16 protein-coding genes are annotated in these 18,988 nt (G+C 68.4%); 9 read left to right on the forward strand and 7 right to left on the reverse strand.

Features of this window, described 5'->3' with window-relative positions; all coding sequences use genetic code 11:
• The first annotated feature begins 148 nt into the window (after window positions 1-148).
• The gene (locus ACYVD5_RS15825; protein WP_461001806.1) at window positions 149-961 is read left to right on the forward strand and encodes a nuclease-related domain-containing protein; all 813 of its coding nucleotides are present in this window, start codon (window positions 149-151) and stop codon (window positions 959-961) included.
• Between the two features lie 326 nt (window positions 962-1,287).
• Complete coding sequence (gene ilvD / locus ACYVD5_RS15830) at window positions 1,288-3,150, forward strand: dihydroxy-acid dehydratase (RefSeq protein WP_461001807.1); 1,863 nt, start codon at window positions 1,288-1,290, stop codon at window positions 3,148-3,150.
• A 179-nt stretch (window positions 3,151-3,329) separates the two neighbouring features.
• Here the strand turns inward: ilvD and ACYVD5_RS15835 are convergent, their stop codons facing one another.
• On the reverse strand, window positions 3,330-3,830 hold the full coding sequence (locus ACYVD5_RS15835) for an HNH endonuclease (RefSeq protein WP_461001839.1): 501 nt from the start codon (window positions 3,828-3,830) through the stop codon (window positions 3,330-3,332).
• A 341-nt stretch (window positions 3,831-4,171) separates the two neighbouring features.
• On the opposite strand from ACYVD5_RS15835, the gene ACYVD5_RS15840 reads away from it, so the two are divergent.
• The 6 genes from ACYVD5_RS15840 (at window position 4,172) to ACYVD5_RS15865 (ending at window position 12,047) form a co-directional block, all read left to right on the forward strand.
• A complete protein-coding gene (locus tag ACYVD5_RS15840; protein ID WP_461001808.1) occupies window positions 4,172-6,304 on the forward strand; it encodes a prolyl oligopeptidase family serine peptidase in 2,133 nt (710 codons plus the stop codon).
• Window positions 6,305-6,378: 74 nt separating this feature from the next.
• Window positions 6,379-6,825 (forward strand): acyl-CoA thioesterase, encoded by a 447-nt coding sequence (locus ACYVD5_RS15845; RefSeq protein ID WP_461001840.1) that lies wholly within the window; start codon window positions 6,379-6,381, stop codon window positions 6,823-6,825.
• Window positions 6,826-7,063: 238 nt separating this feature from the next.
• On the forward strand, window positions 7,064-7,405 hold the full coding sequence (locus ACYVD5_RS15850; RefSeq protein WP_461001809.1) for a DUF6507 family protein: 342 nt from the start codon (window positions 7,064-7,066) through the stop codon (window positions 7,403-7,405).
• 130 nt (window positions 7,406-7,535) lie between these two features.
• The gene (locus ACYVD5_RS15855; protein ID WP_461001810.1) at window positions 7,536-9,737 is read left to right on the forward strand and encodes a hypothetical protein; all 2,202 of its coding nucleotides are present in this window, start codon (window positions 7,536-7,538) and stop codon (window positions 9,735-9,737) included.
• Window positions 9,710-10,642 carry a hypothetical protein gene (locus ACYVD5_RS15860; protein ID WP_461001811.1) on the forward strand — a complete coding sequence of 311 codons (933 nt, stop codon included), beginning with the start codon at window positions 9,710-9,712 and terminating at the stop codon, window positions 10,640-10,642. Before ACYVD5_RS15855 ends, ACYVD5_RS15860 begins: the two co-directional genes overlap by 28 nt.
• Window positions 10,643-10,715: 73 nt before the next feature.
• Entirely contained in the window at window positions 10,716-12,047 is a 1,332-nt protein-coding gene (locus ACYVD5_RS15865) for an MFS transporter (RefSeq protein WP_461001812.1), read from the forward strand.
• An 18-nt stretch (window positions 12,048-12,065) separates the two neighbouring features.
• Here the strand turns inward: ACYVD5_RS15865 and ACYVD5_RS15870 are convergent, their stop codons facing one another.
• Both ACYVD5_RS15870 and ACYVD5_RS15875 read right to left on the reverse strand, forming a co-directional pair.
• Window positions 12,066-12,251, reverse strand: a complete 186-nt coding sequence (locus tag ACYVD5_RS15870; RefSeq protein WP_461001813.1) for a DUF397 domain-containing protein — start codon at window positions 12,249-12,251, stop codon at window positions 12,066-12,068.
• Window positions 12,244-13,053 (reverse strand): helix-turn-helix domain-containing protein, encoded by an 810-nt coding sequence (locus ACYVD5_RS15875; protein WP_461001814.1) that lies wholly within the window; start codon window positions 13,051-13,053, stop codon window positions 12,244-12,246. Before ACYVD5_RS15875 ends, ACYVD5_RS15870 begins: the two co-directional genes overlap by 8 nt.
• A gap of 191 nt (window positions 13,054-13,244) precedes the next feature.
• On the opposite strand from ACYVD5_RS15875, the gene ACYVD5_RS15880 reads away from it, so the two are divergent.
• A complete protein-coding gene (locus ACYVD5_RS15880; RefSeq protein ID WP_461001815.1) occupies window positions 13,245-13,460 on the forward strand; it encodes a hypothetical protein in 216 nt (71 codons plus the stop codon).
• Between the two features lie 450 nt (window positions 13,461-13,910).
• Here ACYVD5_RS15880 and ACYVD5_RS15885 read toward each other — a convergent pair whose 3' ends face one another.
• The 4 genes from ACYVD5_RS15885 to ACYVD5_RS15900 all read right to left on the reverse strand — a co-directional run bounded on the left by ACYVD5_RS15885 (window position 13,911) and on the right by ACYVD5_RS15900 (window position 18,921).
• Complete coding sequence (locus tag ACYVD5_RS15885; RefSeq protein WP_461001816.1) at window positions 13,911-14,342, reverse strand: globin; 432 nt, start codon at window positions 14,340-14,342, stop codon at window positions 13,911-13,913.
• Between the two features lie 165 nt (window positions 14,343-14,507).
• Window positions 14,508-16,169, reverse strand: coding sequence for an energy-dependent translational throttle protein EttA (ettA, locus tag ACYVD5_RS15890; RefSeq protein ID WP_461001817.1), 1,662 nt, complete (start codon window positions 16,167-16,169; stop codon window positions 14,508-14,510).
• 55 nt (window positions 16,170-16,224) lie between these two features.
• The gene (locus ACYVD5_RS15895) at window positions 16,225-17,277 is read right to left on the reverse strand and encodes a DUF4192 domain-containing protein (RefSeq protein WP_461001818.1); all 1,053 of its coding nucleotides are present in this window, start codon (window positions 17,275-17,277) and stop codon (window positions 16,225-16,227) included.
• Window positions 17,278-17,529: 252 nt separating this feature from the next.
• A complete protein-coding gene (locus ACYVD5_RS15900; protein ID WP_461001841.1) occupies window positions 17,530-18,921 on the reverse strand; it encodes a sensor domain-containing diguanylate cyclase in 1,392 nt (463 codons plus the stop codon).
• Between the last annotated feature and the right edge of the window lie 67 nt (window positions 18,922-18,988).

Raw genomic sequence — 18,988 nt, forward strand, 5'->3', positions numbered from 1 at the left:
CCCGAGTGCCTCTCTAGAGACCCCGGAAAGGGTTATCCTCCCCCGGAACAACCGGACGGACACGTGAGAAAGCACCCCAGGGCGGGGAAGTAAAGTGTGAGATTCGATGTACTAGGACTCGCATATGGATCGAACTACTCTTTCCAGCGTGCAATCGGCAACCACAGGCAACGGCACCGCGCAGCAGAGCCGCTCCGGATCGCCCTTCTCCACTCCGCCCGCGACCGGTTCCACCGGCGCCCGTTCCACCGACTCCCAGGGCTCCAACACAGCGGCCCGCAAGACCTACGGCGCACTGGCCTCTGATTCGGGGCGGCGCTGGCTGCTGCGCGGCGGCGTCGCCGCCGCCGTCGGGGCGGTCTGCGGGCTCCTCACCACCGACTGGCGGATCGGCGCCACCTTCGCGGCCGCGGTACTGATCGCCTTCTCCGTCTACTCCTCCCGGCGCCAGTCCGAGGTCCCTCGCTGGCGCAAACCGGCCGCGGCCCAGCGCCGCACCGAGGCCCAACTGCGCCTGATGCGGAGGCTGGGCTACCGGGTGCTGCACGCCCGCGGCATCCCCGGCGGCAACGGCCAGATCGACCACTTCATCGTGGGTCGGCGCGGCGCCTTCGCCATCGACTCCGAGTCGTGGGACAAGCGGCTGCCGCTGCGCAACAAGCTTGAAAAGCTCTACCACGGCAAATTCTCCAAGAACGAGCGGATCGACGAGGCGCTCGAAGAAGCGCGCGCCGCCGAACGCCTTATCAGCGAGTACCTCGGGCGCGAGATCACGGTGCGCCCGTCGCTGGCCATCTACGGGCCGTCCCTGCCCTGGGACAGCCACAACCTGCGCGGTGTCGACGTCATCGGCGGCACCAAGGTCCGCAAGTGGCTGCGCAGCGGCAAGTCACGCCTGACCGACCAGGAGATCGAGGAGATCCACGAGGCGGCCAGCAAGGTGCTGCCCGCCCGGTACTGAACCGCCCGCGCGCCGCGTCCGGCTCCCCTCCCGGCCGCGCCGCCGCCCGCCCCCGTCCCGCACTCGCACCCTTGTCCGCTCCCGCCCCTCTCCCGCCGCCCGCCCGCAACCGCTCCACCCGAACGCGCCGGAGGCCGCCCCGCCCCGGCGCGTTCGGCGTGTCCGGCCCGCTACGCGCCTGAGTAGACGCGCACCCAAGAACAGGGATGTCTCACCATCCGGACATTTGATCTCCGGCAACGAGACACGTCCGGTCCCGCATCGGCGCTACCATCGACAGAGGAACACACGTCGTAAACGCCTCCCGGCGTCGATGGGAGTACCCCATGCCCGCGCTGCGCTCACGCACCGTCACCCACGGCAGGAACATGGCCGGCGCGCGCGCCCTTATGCGCGCGTCCGGCGTGGAACGCGAGGACTTCGGCAAGCCGATCGTCGCGATCGCCAACAGCTTCACGCAATTCGTGCCGGGCCACGTCCACCTCCGCGAGGTCGCCGATGTCGTCGCCGACGGCGTGCGCGAGGCCGGCGGGGTGCCTCGGGAGTTCAACACCATCGCCGTCGACGACGGCATCGCCATGGGCCACGGCGGCATGCTCTACTCGCTGCCCAGCCGCGAACTCATCGCCGACGCCGTCGAGTACATGGTCAACGCCCACTGCGCCGACGCGCTGGTGTGCGTGTCCAACTGCGACAAGATCACGCCGGGCATGCTGCTGGCCGCGATGCGGCTGAACGTCCCCACGGTCTTCGTCTCCGGCGGGCCGATGGAGGCCGGCAAGGCCACGGTGGTCAACGGCACCGCCGTCACCGAGCGCAAGCTGGACCTGATCGACGCGATGGTCGGCTCGGCCGACGAATCGGTCTCCCAGGCCGAACTGGACGAGATCGAGGAGGCCGCCTGCCCCACCTGCGGCTCCTGCTCGGGCATGTTCACCGCCAACTCGATGAACTGCCTGACCGAGGCCATGGGGCTGGCGCTGCCGGGCAACGGCACGGTGCTGGCCACCCACGTCGCCCGCAAGCAGCTCTACGACGACGCCGGGCACAAGGTGGTCGAGGCCGCCCGCCGCTACTACGAGCAGGACGATTCCTCGGTGCTGCCGCTGTCCATCGCCTCGCCGACGGCCTTCGCCAACGCCATGGCGCTGGACATCGCCATGGGCGGCTCCACCAACACCATCCTGCACCTGCTGGCGGCGGCCACCGAGGCCGGTGTGAAGTTCGGCCTGCCCGACATCGACCAGCTCTCCCGCGGGGTGCCGTGCCTGTGCAAGGTCGCGCCGAACACCGACAAGTACCACATCGAGGACGTGCACCGGGCAGGCGGTATCCCCGCCATCCTGGGCGCGCTCGCCCGCGGCGGGCTGATCGACACCTCGGTGCCCACCGTCCACGGCGCAACGCTCGGCGAGTACCTCGCAAAGTGGGACATCTCAGCTGATACCTGCGCCGAGGACGCCCGCGAACTGTTTTACGCCGCACCGGGCGGCAAGCGCACCACCAAGGCCTACTCCCAGAACGTCCGCTGGGAGACCCTCGACACCGACCGCGAGGCCGGCTGCATCCGCGAAACCGCCCACGCCTACACCGCCGACGGCGGGCTGGCGGTGCTCTACGGCAACCTCGCTCCCGACGGCGCCATCGTCAAGACCGCCGGTGTCGAGGAGGAGCTCTACACCTTCTCCGGACCGGCGAAGGTGTTCGAGAGCCAGGAGGACGCCGTCGACGGCATCCTGAACAAGCTGATCGAGCCGGGCGACGTGGTCGTCATCCGCTACGAGGGGCCCAAGGGCGGCCCCGGCATGCAGGAGATGCTCTACCCCACGAGCTTCCTCAAGGGCCGCGGCCTGGGCAAGGCCTGCGCGCTGATCACCGACGGCCGGTTCTCCGGCGGCACCTCGGGGCTGTCCATCGGGCACGCCTCGCCCGAGGCCGCCCAGGGCGGCGACATCGCGCTGGTGCGCGAGGGCGACCGCGTGGTCATCGACATCCCCAACCGCACGCTGCGGGTCGATGTGCCTGCCGCCGAACTCGACTCCCGGCGCGCCGAACTGCTGGCCGAGCTGGGCACCTTCCGGCCTGTCAAGCGCGAACGGCCGGTCACCCAGGCCCTGCGCGCCTACGCCGCGATGGCCACCTCGGCCTCCACCGGCGCTGCCCGCGACGTCGGTCAGATCGAGAACTAGCCCGAGCGCCCGGCCTTCGGCCACCGCCTCGGCCCGCCTGCCCATTGGCAGAGCGGGCCGGCAGGGGCGTTCGCGGCGCGGTATGCATGCGTCCAGACGCGAGCGCCCGGCGGCGGGTGGGACCTGGGAGCCCGCCGCCGGGCACCGAAACGCCTATCGCGGCCCTGTTGCCTGCCGGCTCAGGCCGCGACGCGCGCCATGTACGGCGCCCACTGGGGGTCGCCGTGGTTCTCACCGTTGATGAGCCGCCAGTGCAGCCCGCGGGGAACCGTGGGGGTCACGTTCAGCCGCCAACCGAGTTCGTCGAGCAGATGGTCGGCCTTGCGGTGGTTGCACGGCTTGCAGGAGGCCACTACGTTCTCCCAGATGTGCGCACCGCCGCGGCTGCGGGGGATAACGTGGTCGATGGTCTCGGCCCGCTTTCCGCAGTAAGCACAGTGGTTGCCGTCGCGCCGCATCAGGGCCACCCGGGTCAGGGGCACGCGGCGCCGGTAAGGCACCCTGATGTAGCGTCGCAGCCGAATGACCGAGGGCACCGACAGTGCGGTGGTGGCCGAGTGCAGTGCGGTGCCTGCGGCATCGCCGTGCACGACTTCGGCTTTCTCCCGCAGCACGAGCAGGATCGCCCGGCGCAGCGGCAGAGTGGTCAACGGCTCATAGCTGGCGTTGAGCAGCAGCACGTGGCGGTGCCCTGTACCGCCCTCCGTACTGCGCGCGCTGCTCACAGCTTCTCCATGACCGTCGGAGCCAACGGCCGTGTCTCATCCCCGGCCAGCCGATCGGCCAGCCAGGAGACCTCCTTGTCGACCGGCCGGACGACCGGTGCTGTTCGCGTTGCCACACGGACCTCCCGTGGGTGGTTCCCGCCGAGTAACGTCCCGCATTCAGTTTGCTAGGTCGGACCGCTCTGCCGCCACCCTAATTATGCGTAGGCAGCGAAAACCACCGGGTAACACATGGTCGTCCCAGATTGTCCCGGTGGCGCAGAGGCGCGCCGCTACGGGCCGATAGAGTTCTGGTCATGCCTGAACCTCGCTATCCCGCTGCTGAGCGCACCGACTGCGTGGAGGATCTGCACGGACACCGCATCGCCGATCCCTACCGCTGGCTGGAGGACCCCCGCTCGCCCCAGACCAAGGAGTGGAGCAGCGCGCAGGACGCGCTGTTCAGTGCGCGGTCCCCGCTGTGGCGGGGGCGGGAGCGGTTGGCCGAGCGCATAGAGGCGCTGATGGCCGCCGGGTTCGTCGGAGTCCCCGTCTGGCGGGGCGAACACTGCCTGTTCACGCGGCGCGCGGCCGATCAGGAGCACGGGGTTCTTTACGCGGCCGGGCCCGCCGCCGATGGGAGCGCACCCACCGAGCGCGCCCTGGTCGACCCGATGGCGCTGGACCCCACCGGCGACACCACACTGGACTCCTGGGTGCCCGACCGCGAAGGGCGGCTGCTGGCCTACCAGCTCTCCGAAGGCGGTGACGAGGAGTCGCGGCTGCGGGTCATGGACCTGGCCACCGGCGAGACCGTGGACGGGCCCATTGACCGGTGCCGGTACTCACCGGTCGCTTGGCTGCCCGGCGGCGAGGCGTTCTACTACGTGCGCCGCCTGGCGCCGGGGACCGTGCCCGAGGGCGAGGAGCAGCACCACCGGCGGGTCTACCTGCACCGCGTGGGCACGCCCACCGAAACCGACGTGCTGGTCTTCGGTGCGGGGCGCGACAAGACCGAGCACTACGGCGTGGGTGTCAGCAAGGACGGCCGCTGGCTGGTGCTGACCTCCGCCAAAGGGACCTCCGCCCGCAACGACGCCTGGATCGCCGATCTCGCCGCGGACGGCTGGGAGCGGCCGCGCTTCACCGCTGTCCAAGAGGATGTCGACGCCGAGGCGGTGCCGTATGTGGGCCGCGACGGCCGGCTCTACGTGTTCACCGACCGCGATTGGCCGCGGGGGCGGCTGTGCGTGGCCGACCCGCGCACGCCAGGACCCGAGCGCTGGCGGACGCTGGTGGCGGCCGATCCCGATGCGGTGCTGATGGACTACGCAGTTCTGGACGGGCCGGAACTCGCTTCGGGCGTGTTGTTGGTCTCGTGGCGCCGCCATGCCATCAGCGAGGTCACTGTGCACGACCTTGCAACGGGCGAGCAGCGCGGGACGGTGGACCTGCCGGGGCTGGGTTCGGTGGGTGCGCTGATGGAGCGGCCCGAAGGCGGCCACCAGGCGTGGTTCGGCTACACCGACAGCGCCTCACCTGCGGCGGTCTACACATACGACGCCCGCACCGGCGGCGTCAGCCTGTGGGCGGCGCCTCCGGGAGCCCCGGAGGTGCCCGATGTGCGCACCGAACAGCTCGTATTCACCTCCCGCGACGGCACGCCCGTGCGCATGCTGGTGGTCTCCCCCGCCGAGGACGAGATCCACCCGCGCCCGGCCGTGCTCTACGGCTACGGCGGGTTCCAGATCTCGATGACACCGGGCTACTCGGCCACGGCGCTGAGCTGGGTGCGTTCCGGCGGCGTATACGCAGTGGCGAACCTGCGCGGCGGTCTGGAAGAGGGCGAGGAGTGGCACCGCTCGGGGATGCTCGGCGCCAAGCAGAACGTCTTCGACGACTTCGCGGCGGCCGCCGAGCACCTCATCAGCACCGGGCGCACCACCCCGGCTCAGCTCGCCGCGATGGGCGGCAGCAACGGCGGCCTCCTGGTCGGCGCGGCCATCACCCAGCGGCCCGACCTCTTCGCCGCCGCGGTGAGCTCGGCACCGCTGCTGGACATGGTCCGCTACGAGCGCTTCGGCCTGGGCGAGCTGTGGAACGTGGAGTACGGCAGCGCCGACGATCCCGAGGCGCTGGCCTGGCTGCTGGCCTACTCCCCCTACCACCGTGTCACCGCGGGTACGGCGTATCCGGCCACGCTGTTCACCGTCTTCGACAACGACACCCGTGTGGACCCGTTGCACGCCCGCAAGATGTGCGCCGCCATGCAGTACGCCACCGCGGCGCCGCTGGATGAGCGCCCCATCCTGCTGCGCCGCGAGTCCGAGGTCGGGCACGGCTCGCGCTCGGTCTCCCGCACGGTCAGCCTCAGCGCCGACCAACTGGCGTTCCTGGCGCACCACACGGGCTTGGAGATCGGCGGCGGGCCGGCGCGGCCCGGCCGATAGCGTAATGCGGGGCGGCGTCCCGGCCGCCCCTACCGGAACCGCTGGAAGGATGGATCACCGTGGTGGAGACCGCTATGGACGCGGACGAATCGGCGACCGCCGCCGCAGGGGCGCAGCGCCACGTGTTCCACGCCCAGGTGCGCTTCGCCGACCTGGACCCGCTGAACCACGTCAACAACGTGCGGATGCTCACATACTTGGAAGACGCCCGCATCGCGTTCCTCCGCTGGGACGTCGACTCCGGCCGCCGCGCCATGCTCGGCGGCCTGGTGGTGGCCCGCCACGAGGTCGACTACCTCAGGCCCATCCTGATGCGCCGCGAACCGGTCCGCGTGGAAACCTGGGTGACCGAGGTCCGCAACGCCAGCTTCCGGCTGGCCTACGAGATCCGCGATGACGACCACCTCTACGCCCGCGCCCTCTCGGTCCTCGTCGGCTACGACACCACCACCCAATCCGCCCGCCGCCTCAACGCCACCGAACGCGAGTTCCTCAACGGGTTCCTGCATCCGGAGGAGTGAGCCGGGCGACGGCACGTGTCCGAGACCGGCCACCATCGCGCGGCAGCCGCCCCTTGACACAATCTGACCTGCCCGGCACGGCACAGCCCTCAGTCGGCGGCGTTCCGGCCGCCACCGTATGTCGCCGATGCTTGACATAATGCCATCCGTCTTAAGTGTCCGGAGCGCCCTTCCTGCGCGCGATCGCCGCGGGTGGAGTGCGCTCCGTACCGGTCGAGCAGGAGAGGACGGACGCACCGTGAGCGGATGGGACATCAGCGCAGAGGGAGTCAGCTCGGTGCTTTCCACCGTGGGCGGCCACGTCGGCGACGAGGAGATGACCGAAGGGCTCACCGGCGAGATCGACACCTTCGGCAACCACGTCCAGAGCGCCGGTGAACAGGCCGCCAGTGAGCCCATCGGGCTCGCCTTGGAGGAGTTCGTCGACCACATCCGCCCCAAGCTCTGGGGCATGGTGGGGCGGACCGCCAGCGCGATCTCCGGCTGCGGCGAGGCAACGAGCGCCTATATGAACGGCGACCTCGAAATGGCGGCGGAGGCCCAGGGCGGTGCCGGCGACATCTCCGACCTCGACCTCTGAGGCGCTTCCGCGTCCGCTTTCCCCGCAACCCGGGCAGCCGAGCGTGCGCGGGCCGCGAGTCTGACCCCCCTTTGGACGCATACGCCGCGGGCGAGCCCTGCGGCCGCGGCTGGAACACGGTGGTACCGCTTTGGCAGGCAACGAAGGCGAGATCGATCCCGGGGCGATCTGGATCCCCGGTCTGAATGCCGACGAACTGGAAGCGACCGCGAGCGACCTCGTCGGTGACGGCGAGACGATGGCCGAGTCGGGAAACGACATCAAGTCCGCCTGGCAAGGACTCCAAGAGGTCTATGCGGCGCCGGAGTCCGAGACGCTGTTCACCGCGGTCGATCCGGTGGCCGCCGACGGCGACGACATCCAGGACGCGCTGGCAACGGTGGGCGATGCGCTCACCACGTTCGCCCAGGAAGCGAAGCAGATCAAGCAGAATCTGGTCGCGTTGAAAGGCGACGCCAAGACCTTCCTGGAAAGCATCGACGGCGACGACGACTGGCGCGAGGACGAGGAGAAGGTCGAAGAGCACGAGGCGCTCCGGATCGACATCAATCACCAGATCCGCAACTACCAGGAAGCCGAACGCAACTGCGCCAACAAGATCACCGGCATCTTCGGCGGCACCACGTTCATCGGGGCCGACCCGGGAAAACCCACGGTCTGCAAGCCCAACGAACGGGTCTACGGGGTGAATTACATCCCCGAGGAGGCCGCGACCCCGTGGGGCGCGCCCCAAGAGGTGGACGAGCCCTTCTGGATGGAAGCGCTCCAAGGACTCGGCAATATCGCCGCTGGGGTGGCGGAGGGCGTGGGCGTCTACGGCCCCAACGTGGTCGGGGATATGGGGCTTGTCTACCCCCTGAGTCCGCAGTGGTTCTCCAACATGGGCGACCAGCTCAAGGACAGCGCCGCGTTCGCGGGGTCCCTGACCGGCTTCTACGACTACAAGACCGGTGAACTGGGGGTGGGCTCCCCCTATGAGTGGGCGGAGAACTTCTACCCCGCTTGGATCGAGGTCGGCCACGCCTTCGTGCCGTGGCGGGAATCGGACCGGCCCGGTTATGTCTTCTCCCAGGCCGTCTTCAACTTCGGAACCCTCGGCGTAGGAGCGGCGCTCAAGTTCGGCAAGCTCGGCCGCCTCGGCGCTGAGGCTCCCCCACCGGAGGCCCCCGCCGTCGACCCCATGAAGCACGTGCCCAACCCGAACGCCCCCGCCCACGCGGGCAACCCCGACAACCCGGTCGAGTCACCCAGCGTCCAGCAGCTCCACGAGCAGTTGGACGAGATGGCGAGTCTCACCGAAAAGGGTTACAGCCCGACCGACGCCATGGAGATCGTGGCCGGCATCCCCATGCGCGAACACGCAATGGCCGGCGGCCCCGACATCCAAGCCAACGCCGATGGGCCGAACGGACCTGACGGACCGAACAACGACCCGCCCCCGGCCGGCCCCAGCCCCACTCCGTCCGGCACGGACAACCCGACCTCAGGTGCTCCCGGCACCGGGCCGGCAGAAGGTCCCGGCCCTGGAGGCGGGCCAGGTGATCCACCGAGCGGTGGACAATGGTCCCCGCCCATTGGTTCGCAGGACGGTCCCGATGCGGACCCGCCGGCAGGGAAGCCGCCGGGCGAAACAACTCCTGCGTTAGACTCCCCCGCGATCTCGTCAGAAGGCGTAGCCACCAAACGCGCGGAAGCAGATGGACCGTTTGACCCCGCCGATCTAGGTGAATTGGCGGAACAGGGTGACGGAACACCCGAGGCGGTCAATCGTACTATCGAACAGTTGCGACGCCCGGGCGCTTTGGGAGATGAGTATAAACGGGACGTCGTCGATCCCGATAGGCAATTCGACGTTCAGCACGAACGCCCGATAGCTGATCTCCGCGACTCAAAAGGGTACCATGTAACCAGCTACAATGAAGACAGCTCACAGAAAAGCATTCCCCAATTTGACGCATGGGAACGCTCCGGGCCCGACGATCCGGGAAAACCTGTAGAATACAAGAACCCAAGCTCAATCGGATCAATGGATAAGCGACTACGCAACGCCCTGAGCAAGCTATCGCCAAATAAATACCCACTCGACATCCCTGCCAATTTCGTTATCGACACCCGGGATTCCCTCGGAACATCTGACGTCATCTCTGTACTTGAAAACCGCATACGCCAGAACCTTAATCCGTACAGCCACAAACTCGATAATCTCGACAAGATCGATGTCTACACAAGCGACAATAATCGCGTTACTTACACGGATCAGAAAATTTACATAAACGGGAACCCAATTCGAGAATGGAAGGACTCATGGCAAAACACGCCCACTTCTTCATAAAAACCAATACAGGAATTGGGCAGATCGCCCTTGAGTTGGCCTACGCATTCCAACAAGGCATGTGCAAGGTCATGTCGGACGGAACACTTTTCACTATAGCGTTCACCGATATGGCCGGTCGCTATGTTGAGGCGTATATCAACCTCATGTACACCGATTTCAGGGAGCACGGGGATCCAGGACCGACCAGAGGAACCGCCGTCGAATACTTCGACTATGAAATCGAAGCCGAATTCGGCACAAAAACCATGCGTGCCCATAGGGACGAGACCGATGCAATCGGGCGCCTGCTGTACGACCAACTCGTCCGCAGATCCCGACACAGGCGTCCGATGGCGTATGCGCTAGAAGGGACTGATATCGCAGCCTTAACTTTCCCTGGCGGCCGAACGCTCACCGTGAGTCCGGCAGTTCCCAGCGAATCCCCAGAGATGCGGGATGCACTTGCTGTACCGGAGGTGCAAGATTTCCACGAAGAACCCGTTGCGTTGCTTCAAGACAATTCCGGGGTTTGTCATATCCGATTCGACGGCGAATCCATAAAAATCCTGCCTCTTGTCAATAACGCCACCAGAGACCCGGTCGCTCCGGGAGTGATCATCAATTCACCAGAAGACCCAATATCAGAAGGCCCACAAATCGTGGGCGAGGCTCTCGCATACTCAATAGAACACAGTGCGGCGGCAACCACAGGCGAAGTTGAAATTTACCCGCCTTCCACCGAAGACCTTATTGATATGTCAGGCTCTGACCGTCTGCTGGAAGCACGCACACAGCAGGGACGCTTGACCTTGACGTGGGCCCCGCCGCAGGGATCCCCCGTAGGCACTCCCGTCTATGACGGTCCGCCGCCGGACACTCACGTCGGTTTGGGAACATTGATCGAAAACACACTGGCACTTTGACTGGACTTCCCGGACCGCAGCCGGGACCATGCCCGCTTCAACTCCGGTGACCGGCGCTGGCTAGGCTGTCCTGGTGGGGAGTAGACGTTGGGTCATCCTGGGAATCACGGTCGTCGCGCAGGTGGCCAGTGTCGGGGCGATGTTCGGGGTGCCGTTCGTGTTGCCCGAACTGCGGGATGCCTACGGATTGAGCGTCGCGCAGGCCGGGACTCTGGCGGGGCTTCCCGCTCTTGGGCTGCTGGCGACCCTGCTGGGGTGGGGCGTGGTCATCGACCGCTACGGGGAGCGGTTCACGATGGTGACCAGCCTGGTGCTTACTGCGCTGGCACTCGGCATGCTCGCGACCGTGGACGGTGTGATCGGCGCCGGCGCCGTGCTCGTCTGTGCGGGGGCGGCGGGCGGGCCGGTCAATGCCGCCGGTGGGCGGTTGGTGCTGGCCTGGTTCGATGCGCGCCGGCGCGGGCTGGCGATGGGCATCCGGCAGATGGCGCAGCCCATTGGCATCGGCTGCTCGGCCACGTTGATGCCGCTGGTCGCCGAGCGTTGGGGGTTCGTCGCGGCGATGCTGCTGCCGGCCGGGCTCGCGCTGGTCATGGTGCCGTTCGTGATGGTCTTCGCCCGGCCGCCCGAACGGGACCGCAGCACGGCTGAGGACGGTACGGCCGAAGACGATGCCGAAACCGCGGCCGCCGGCGACGGCGCCCGGCAAGCGGAAAGCCGCCCCGGGGCGGACCACGCGGCGCAACCAGCCACCACCTCCCGCGCAGCGGCGCCGGGCACCCGAGCGGCCGCGGTCGCCGACTCCCGCCCCTACTCGCCCTACCGGCACGCCGCCATCTGGCGTCTGCACGCGGTCAGCATGCTGCTCGGCGTGCCGCAGTTCTCCATGACGACCTACGCGCTGGTCTACCTGGTCGATGAGCACGGGTGGGCCGCGCCCGCCGCCGGTGCCCTGATCGGCGCGGCGCTGGTGCCAGGTGCGTTGAGCCGGTTGGCGCTGGGTGTCGTCTCCGACAGGATCGGCAGCCGACTGCGTCCGGTGCGCGTGCTCGCGGCCGGGTCCGGGCTGGCGCTGGTGCTGCTCGCGCTCTCCGCGTCCGTTCTTCCGGCCGCTTCGGTGCCCCTGCTGTTGGTGTGCCTGATATTCGCCACGGCCCACAACGGGCTGATGTTCACCGCAGTGGCCGAGACCGCCGGGCTCGCCTGGGCCGGGCGGGCGATGGCCGCGCAGAACTCGTTGCAGGCGCTCAGCAACACCCTCGCACCCGTGCTGATGGGCGTGGTGATCCACCTGCTGGGGATCGACGCCGTCTACGCGGTGGCGGCCGCGTTCTGCATCGCCGCCGCAGCCGTCATCCCGCGCGGCGCCCCCGCGGGCAGGCGGGTTACCGAGCCCGCTGGGTGAACACCGGCTTGCACCCGTCTACAACTGCTCCACCTCGCCGTCCTTGACGCTGCGGAGGAACGCGGTCCACTCCGTCGGATAGAAGGCCAGGTAGCCGAGATCATTGTTCCGGGAGTCTCGGACAAGGGTCTGCGGGCCTTCGGCCACCTCCACGCAGTTGCCACCGGTGCTGTCGCTGTAACTGCTCCTGTGCCAGTCACTCACTGAGGGCTCCCATCGCATTCTCCAGCATCTTGACCGAGTCATCGGGCGGCAGAGCGTCCGCCTGGAGGGACCCGAATACGGTCACCAGTTCTCCGATGTCCTCCGGCCGGTCGTACGTCTCTCCGCCCAAAGCGTGTTCAACGTAGGCCACCGTTCGCGTCTCGCTGAGGACACTAAGCCGGAACGGAGCATAGAGCCCGGATCGGACGCACGCACTCGGGAGGATCTGGAGCTGGATGGTGCCCTCTTCGGCGAGCTTGATGATGTGCTGGAGCTGTCTTCGCATGATCCTGGCAGTCCCAACCGGCCGGGAAAGGAGCCAGGCTCCCATGACGAACCACAGCAACGGGCGCTGCTCGACAATCGCAGCCAGCCGCTCGGTACGCGCATTGGTCACCTGATCGACCTGTTCCCGAGTACGCCGTGTGTGACGCGTATCGATCACCGCTCTGGCGTAGTCGGAAGTCTGCAGCAGCCCTGGAATCACGACTGACTGGTATTCCCGGATCTCCGTGGCCCGCCGTTCCACCTTCAGCGCATCCCGGAAGAAGGCCGGTACATCCCTCGTGTCGCTCAGCTCCGCCCACAGGCGGCGCAGGACTCCACCTGTGGCAAGAACGCTGTCCAATTTGTCGGCGTGATCGGATTTTGGAATACGTGTGGCTTTCTCCAGCGCACTGACCTGCTGGCGACTCATGAGTGCCGCATGCCCGAGTTCGGACTGCGTCTTTCCAGCTAACGCACGCAGGCGGAGAAGTTCAGCGCCCCACTGAGCCCAGACTGGGTCGGCCTTCTCATTCATGCTCCCATCATGCGTGCCGCCGACACGCTGTGCCACCGGTTCTCCAAGATTCCACAATCACCCCGCAGATTCCCTGAACATGTGGAATCCCTCGCAGGTCATGGCATGTGGCAGACACACTTAGGTTCTCTTCAGCAAAGGAGACGGACATGATTCTCTGCCGACTTTCCGGACAAGGTGCGCATACTCGGGTGGATCTGCTCAGCGCAGCCCAGGTCTTCTATGACCGGACGCGCGCGCCCGCTGTGGGCTTCAGCGCCGTGAGCCTCAATGATCCCGGAAACCGCCTCGAACGGGTCGGCGCCGATGCGGTGTTGGCCTGGCTCGTGGAAGAAGGCATCGCTGAGGAGTGGGCCCTGCGCGCCGTGCAATCCGCGCGCTCAGGGCGGCTCGTCTACAAGCCGTGAGGAGGGAGAAAGCGCAGCGCGGATACGCCCCCCGCTCGCGCGGTCTCAGTGGGCGCACACGATCAGGAGTAGGAATGGGACACACGGATAGACCAGCCGAAACAGATGAATCACCTGCCACCGGCCCCACGCACAGCAACGGGCAGTGGGACTGCCGACTGTGCACTCGGCCCAACCAGAAGGAGGAGATCTGCGGGTACTGCGGTAATCCGAAGGACGCCAACGCGTCGCTTCCGCCGCTTCCGCGTAAAAGACGGTGCCGACGATCCGCCGCGCGGGTCCGCCCCTACGCCCGGAGGCTCCGGGCCGCATTGACACCGCCCGATGGCCCCGGTTGCTCGTGCTGCCCCTGGGGGCACCGGATCGCCGATGCCTACCGCGGCGCCCGTCCCGCCCACCCGGTCCGGACGGCCGACCGCACACGCCCCGGCTGCCCCGGCTGCTACCGGCTCATCGGACGGGCAGGCCGGTATCGGTCTCGGCAGGGTCGTCAGGGGTGTTGACCATGCTGTGGGCAGCGTAGACAAGGTACTCCCACAGCTGGTGGTCGAGGGCCTGGGGGAGGTCGAGTTCGTCCACTGCGGTGCGCATGTGGGACAGCCAGGCGTCGCGTTCGCGCGAGCCCACGCGGAAGGGGCCGTGGCGCATGCGCAGCCGCGGGTGGCCGCGCTGTTCGCTGTAGGTGCGGGGGCCGCCCCAGTACTGCATGAGGAACAGGCGCAGCCGCTCCTCGGCGGGCCCGAGGTCTTCTTCGGGGTAGAGCGGCCGCAGTACAGGGTCGTCGGCGACGCCCTCGTAGAAGCGGCGGACGAGGCGGGTGAAAGTCGGTTCGCCGCCGACGGCGTCATAGAACGTCTGGGGTTCTTCGCGCGGGGAAGTCATAATCGGTCGTCAGCTTATGCGGTGGCGTCCCCGGACGCGAGTCCGGTCGCGGACCCGGCGGGGCCGGGCGGCGTGTGGAACCGGGGCGGGTGCGGCTTTTTCGGGTGCGGCGCCGCAGTGCGCGCCGCACCCGAAAAAGACCGGATGCCGGATTCCCGAGAACGGTCAGCGGGTGAGCTTGCGGTGTGTCACCGCGTGCGGCCGAGCGGCGTCGGCGCCCAGCCGCTCAAGCTTGTTCTTCTCGTAGGACTCGAAGTTGCCTTCGAACCAGAACCAGTCCGAGCCGCCCTCCCAAGCGAGGATGTGGGTGGCGACGCGGTCCAGGAACCAGCGGTCGTGGCTGGTGATCACGGCGCAGCCGGGGAAGTCGAGCAGCGCGTTCTCCAGCGAGCCCAGGGTGTCGACGTCGAGGTCGTTAGTGGGTTCGTCCAGCAGCAGCAGGTTGCCGCCCTGCTTGAGGGTCAGCGCGAGGTTGACGCGGTTGCGCTCGCCGCCGGAGAGCACCCCGGCCTGTTTCTGCTGGTCGGACCCCTTAAACCCGAACGCGGCCACGTAGGCGCGGCTGGGGATCTCGACGTTGCCGACCCGGATGAAGCTCTCGCCGTCGGAGATGGCCTCCCAGACGTTCTTGTTGCCGGCGATACGGCCGCGGGTCTGGTCGACATAGGAGATCTGCACGGTGTCGCCGATGGAGATGCTCCCGGAATCGGGCTGTTCCTCGCCGACGATCATCTTGAACAGGGTTGTCTTGCCCACACCGTTGGGGCCGATGACACCGACGATGCCGTTGGGCGGCAGGGAAAAGCTGAGGTTCTCGATCAGCAGGCGGTCGCCGAATCCCTTGTTGAGGTTCTTGACCTCGACCACGCTGGTTCCCAGTCGCGGGCCCGGGGGAATCTGGATCTCCTCGAAGTCCAGTTTGCGGGTCTTGGCGGCCTCGGCGGCCATCTCCTCGTAGCGCTGCAGGCGGGCGCGGCTCTTGGTCTGGCGGGCCTTGGCATTGGAGCGCACCCACTCCAGTTCGTCGGAGAGCCGCTTCTGCCGCTTGATGTCCTTCTGCCCCTCGACCTTCAACCGGGCGGCCTTGGTGTCGAGGTAGGTGGTGTAGTTGCCCTCGTAGGGGTAGAGCTTGCCCCGGTCGAGCTCCAGGATCCACGTGGCGACGTTGTCGAGGAAGTAGCGGTCGTGAGTGATGGCGACGATGGTGCCGGCGTAATTCTCGAGGTGCGACTCCAGCCACTGCACGCTTTCGGCGTCCAGGTGGTTGGTGGGCTCGTCGAGGAGCAGGAGGTCGGGCTGTTCCAGCAGGAGCCGGCACAGCGCCACGCGGCGTTTCTCGCCACCGGAGAGCGTGTTGACGTCGGCGTCGGGGGCGGGGCAGCGCAGCGCGTCCATTGCCTGGGCGAGCTGGCTGTCGAGGTCCCAGGCGTTGCGGTGGTCCAGCTGCTCCTGGAGCCTCCCCATCTCGGCGAGGAGGTCGTCGGAGTAGTCGGTGGCCATTTTCTCGGCGATCTCGTTGAACTGCGCGAGCATCGCCTTGGTTTCGGCTACGCCGTCCTCGACGTTCTGGAGGACGTTTTTATCGGGGTCGAGTTGCGGCTCCTGAGCGAGTAGGCCGACGCTGTAGCCGGGCATGAGGCGGGCCTCGCCGTTCGAGGCCGGCTCGACGCCGGCCATGAGCTTCAGCAGCGTGGACTTACCTGCACCGTTGGGCCCGACCACACCGAGCTTTGCTCCGTAGAGGAACTGCCCTGAGACGTCGTCGAGGACGACTTTGTCGCCGTGCGCTTTGCGCACGTTTCGCAAGCTGTAAATGAACTCCGGCATGTCTCCAGCCTAGGGTCTGACCGCCGGTGCAGCGGCCACCCGGGGAAGGCCGGGATCATGGTTCCTCAAGCGGCCAGGCGGCCTGCAGAGCCTCGGGAGCGAAGCCTTTCCACGGCAGCCCCGCGCGCAGGGCGCGCTGGATCAGCGCGGCCATGGAGTAGTCGGGGTCGGACTCGCGCACGCGCTCCAGTGCGGCGTCGGCCAGCGCGGTATCGCACCGGGTCCAGGCCGCGACTGCGAGCAGCGACCCCGGCGCGGGGCGGTAGGCGGGTTCGGCGTAGCGCAGCACCCGCCGCCACAGCCGCTGATGGACCGCAGCGCTGGCGGGGTCGATGAGTGCCCAGGCTTCGTCGCGCACCCGCACGCAGCCCAGCAGGACTCCCAGCCAGGCGATATGGCCGGGGTCGGCGGGGAGTTCGCCGCGTTCGGCATCGGCCGCCGCGGCGCGCACCGCGCGGGCGCCTTCGGCCCGGAACCGGGGCCCGAAGGTGTCGCGCCCATCGGCGGCGGTATCGCGCAGCCGCCGGCCGCGTTCCTCGGCCGCGCGGGTGGCCGCGCGCATCGCGGTGCGCCGGTGGTCCTCGACGGGGGCGAGGTGGTGGCGGATGCTCTGGCGGCTGGGCCAGGCAGTGAGGCCGTTGGCGACCGCGGTGGCCGCCACCGCCGAGGCCGCGGAGTCGTACGGCGTGCCTTCGGGCGGGCAGCATGCGGGGGTGTCGCACAGGTAGGACCAGTAGCGCCCTTGGGCCGCCCGCAGCGCCTCGCGCAGCGCGACCCCGGCACGCTCGCAACCGCGCCGCAGGGCATCGATGTGCCGGGTGACCTCGGCCGCGGGGCCGTAGCCCACGGCAAGCGCGGTGCTGCAGCCTTCGCCGTGCAGCGCAGCGGCGATGCGGTCGGCGGCTTCGTCGGCGCCGGGATCGGCGAGATCGGGGAGGTCGCAGCAGAAGGTGGTGTGCAGCCGCGGCGGCTCGCCGCGCAGGCCGAGCACCAGCATGGCGTCGCGCGGGTGGTAGCCGACGACGTAGGGGGCCGCGGCAAGGATGTCCTGCGGGCCGCTGAGGGTGAGCCGGGCGGTAACCTGTGGTGACTCATGGTTCTGTTCCATGCACCCACGGTCGCCGGTTGCCAATACCCGGCTCAACGCCGATTCGCGGGCTGTGGACAACCGGCCGGGCAGGCACGCGGCGCACACGAGGGCCCGGGAGCAGCGACCTAAGACCCGGTGGCAGCCCGCCGCAGGCACTGGCGCGGGCGCAGGCTCAGGAACCGATTCCGGCACCGGCGGCGGGGCTGCGGATGCCGCCGCCGGTGCCGGTTGCATACGGTCGGCGCGCCGACCGCTGCGGGCTTATCGGGCTCAGCCGTGCTCGCTGCCGTCGGCGGCTGCGGCACCGGACGGCGACGGCACCTGGGAGGGCGCCTGCGCAGGGACCTCGCCGTCGCAGATTCCGCCGAAGTCGCAGTCGAGCTGTGCCGGGATGGCCGTGCGCGCCACCACCGGCAGGCACACCCGGTCGCGCCCGGCGCCCTTGGCGCGGTACAGGGCCAGATCCGCGGCGGCGAGCAGCCCGACCAGTTCGTCGCCGTGCACCTGCAACACGGCCAGCCCCAAGGACACGGTGATGGCGACCTCCTGGCCATCGGCTTGGAGCTCCATGCCACCCACCCGCACCCGCAGCCGTTCGGCGACGCGGCAGGCCTCGGCCATGTCGGCTCCCGGCAGCAGCACCACGAACTCCTCGCCGCCGAACCTGCCGACCAGGTCGCTGGAGCGCAGTTGCCCGGTGATGGTGTTGGCGACCCCCAGCAGCACATGGTCGCCGAAGAGGTGGCCATAGGAGTCGTTGACGGACTTGAAGTGGTCTATGTCGACGATGAGCACCGCCGCCGACTGCCCCACCCGCCGCGCCCGCGCGAGTTCGGTGCCGGCCTCGGACTCCCAGGTGCTCGCATTGAGCAGGCCGGTCTTGGGATCGGTGCGCGCGGCGGTCTGCAGCTGCTGGAACAGCAGGCTGCGCTGGAGCAGCAGCACCGGCGGCAGCACCACCGCCAGCAGCAGCGGCGACAGCCCGGTGACGATGGCGGCGGTGATCCCCGCGCACAGTTCGACGCCGTCGACGATCAGGGCTTCGCGGTCGCACAGCATCTTGCGCCACTGCGCTCCCGAGGCGCTGAGGCTCATCGCCACGGCCACGGCGAGGTTGTTCAGCACGGTGAAGGCGGCGCAGCAGGCCAGCGCCAGCAGCGCGCCATGGACCGAGGAGATCGCGTCCTTGGTCGCCGACAGCGGCAGCGCCAGCCCGGCGACCCAGCCGCCGGCCACCGAGGAGTGGAACAGCACCGAGGCCGCGAACCCGGAAACGGCCACCGAGGCTGCGTTGAACACTCGCCGGTGCACCACTGCACGGCGGATGCGGTACTGCAGCAGCAGATACACCGGGATGGGGATGAGCAGCGAGTACAGCGGCGGCAGCATCAGCACCGTGGGTAGCCACCAGGCGCCCAGCAGGTCGCGGGTGAGCCCTGAGGGCTTGCCCAGCCGCCGCATCGCCTCGACGCAGAGTCCTGCACAGCCCGCCAGCGCGGCGAAGGTGGCCAGCTCGTTCGCGCGGAACGGCGTGAACGCCGCCGCTGACGCCGCCAGCAGCAGCGCGCCGCCGACGACGGCGCCGATCAGCACGACCAGGCCGGTCGGCTGGGTGCGGAGTGGCCAAGGGGTGGGGGTATGTCGCCGCCGCCACGCCCACATTCGACCCACCGCGCTCCGCTCGGCCACCGCCACGTGGATCTCCCCCGCTCAAACTCAGGTCGTCCAG

The organism is Streptomonospora sediminis (assembly GCF_054778995.1).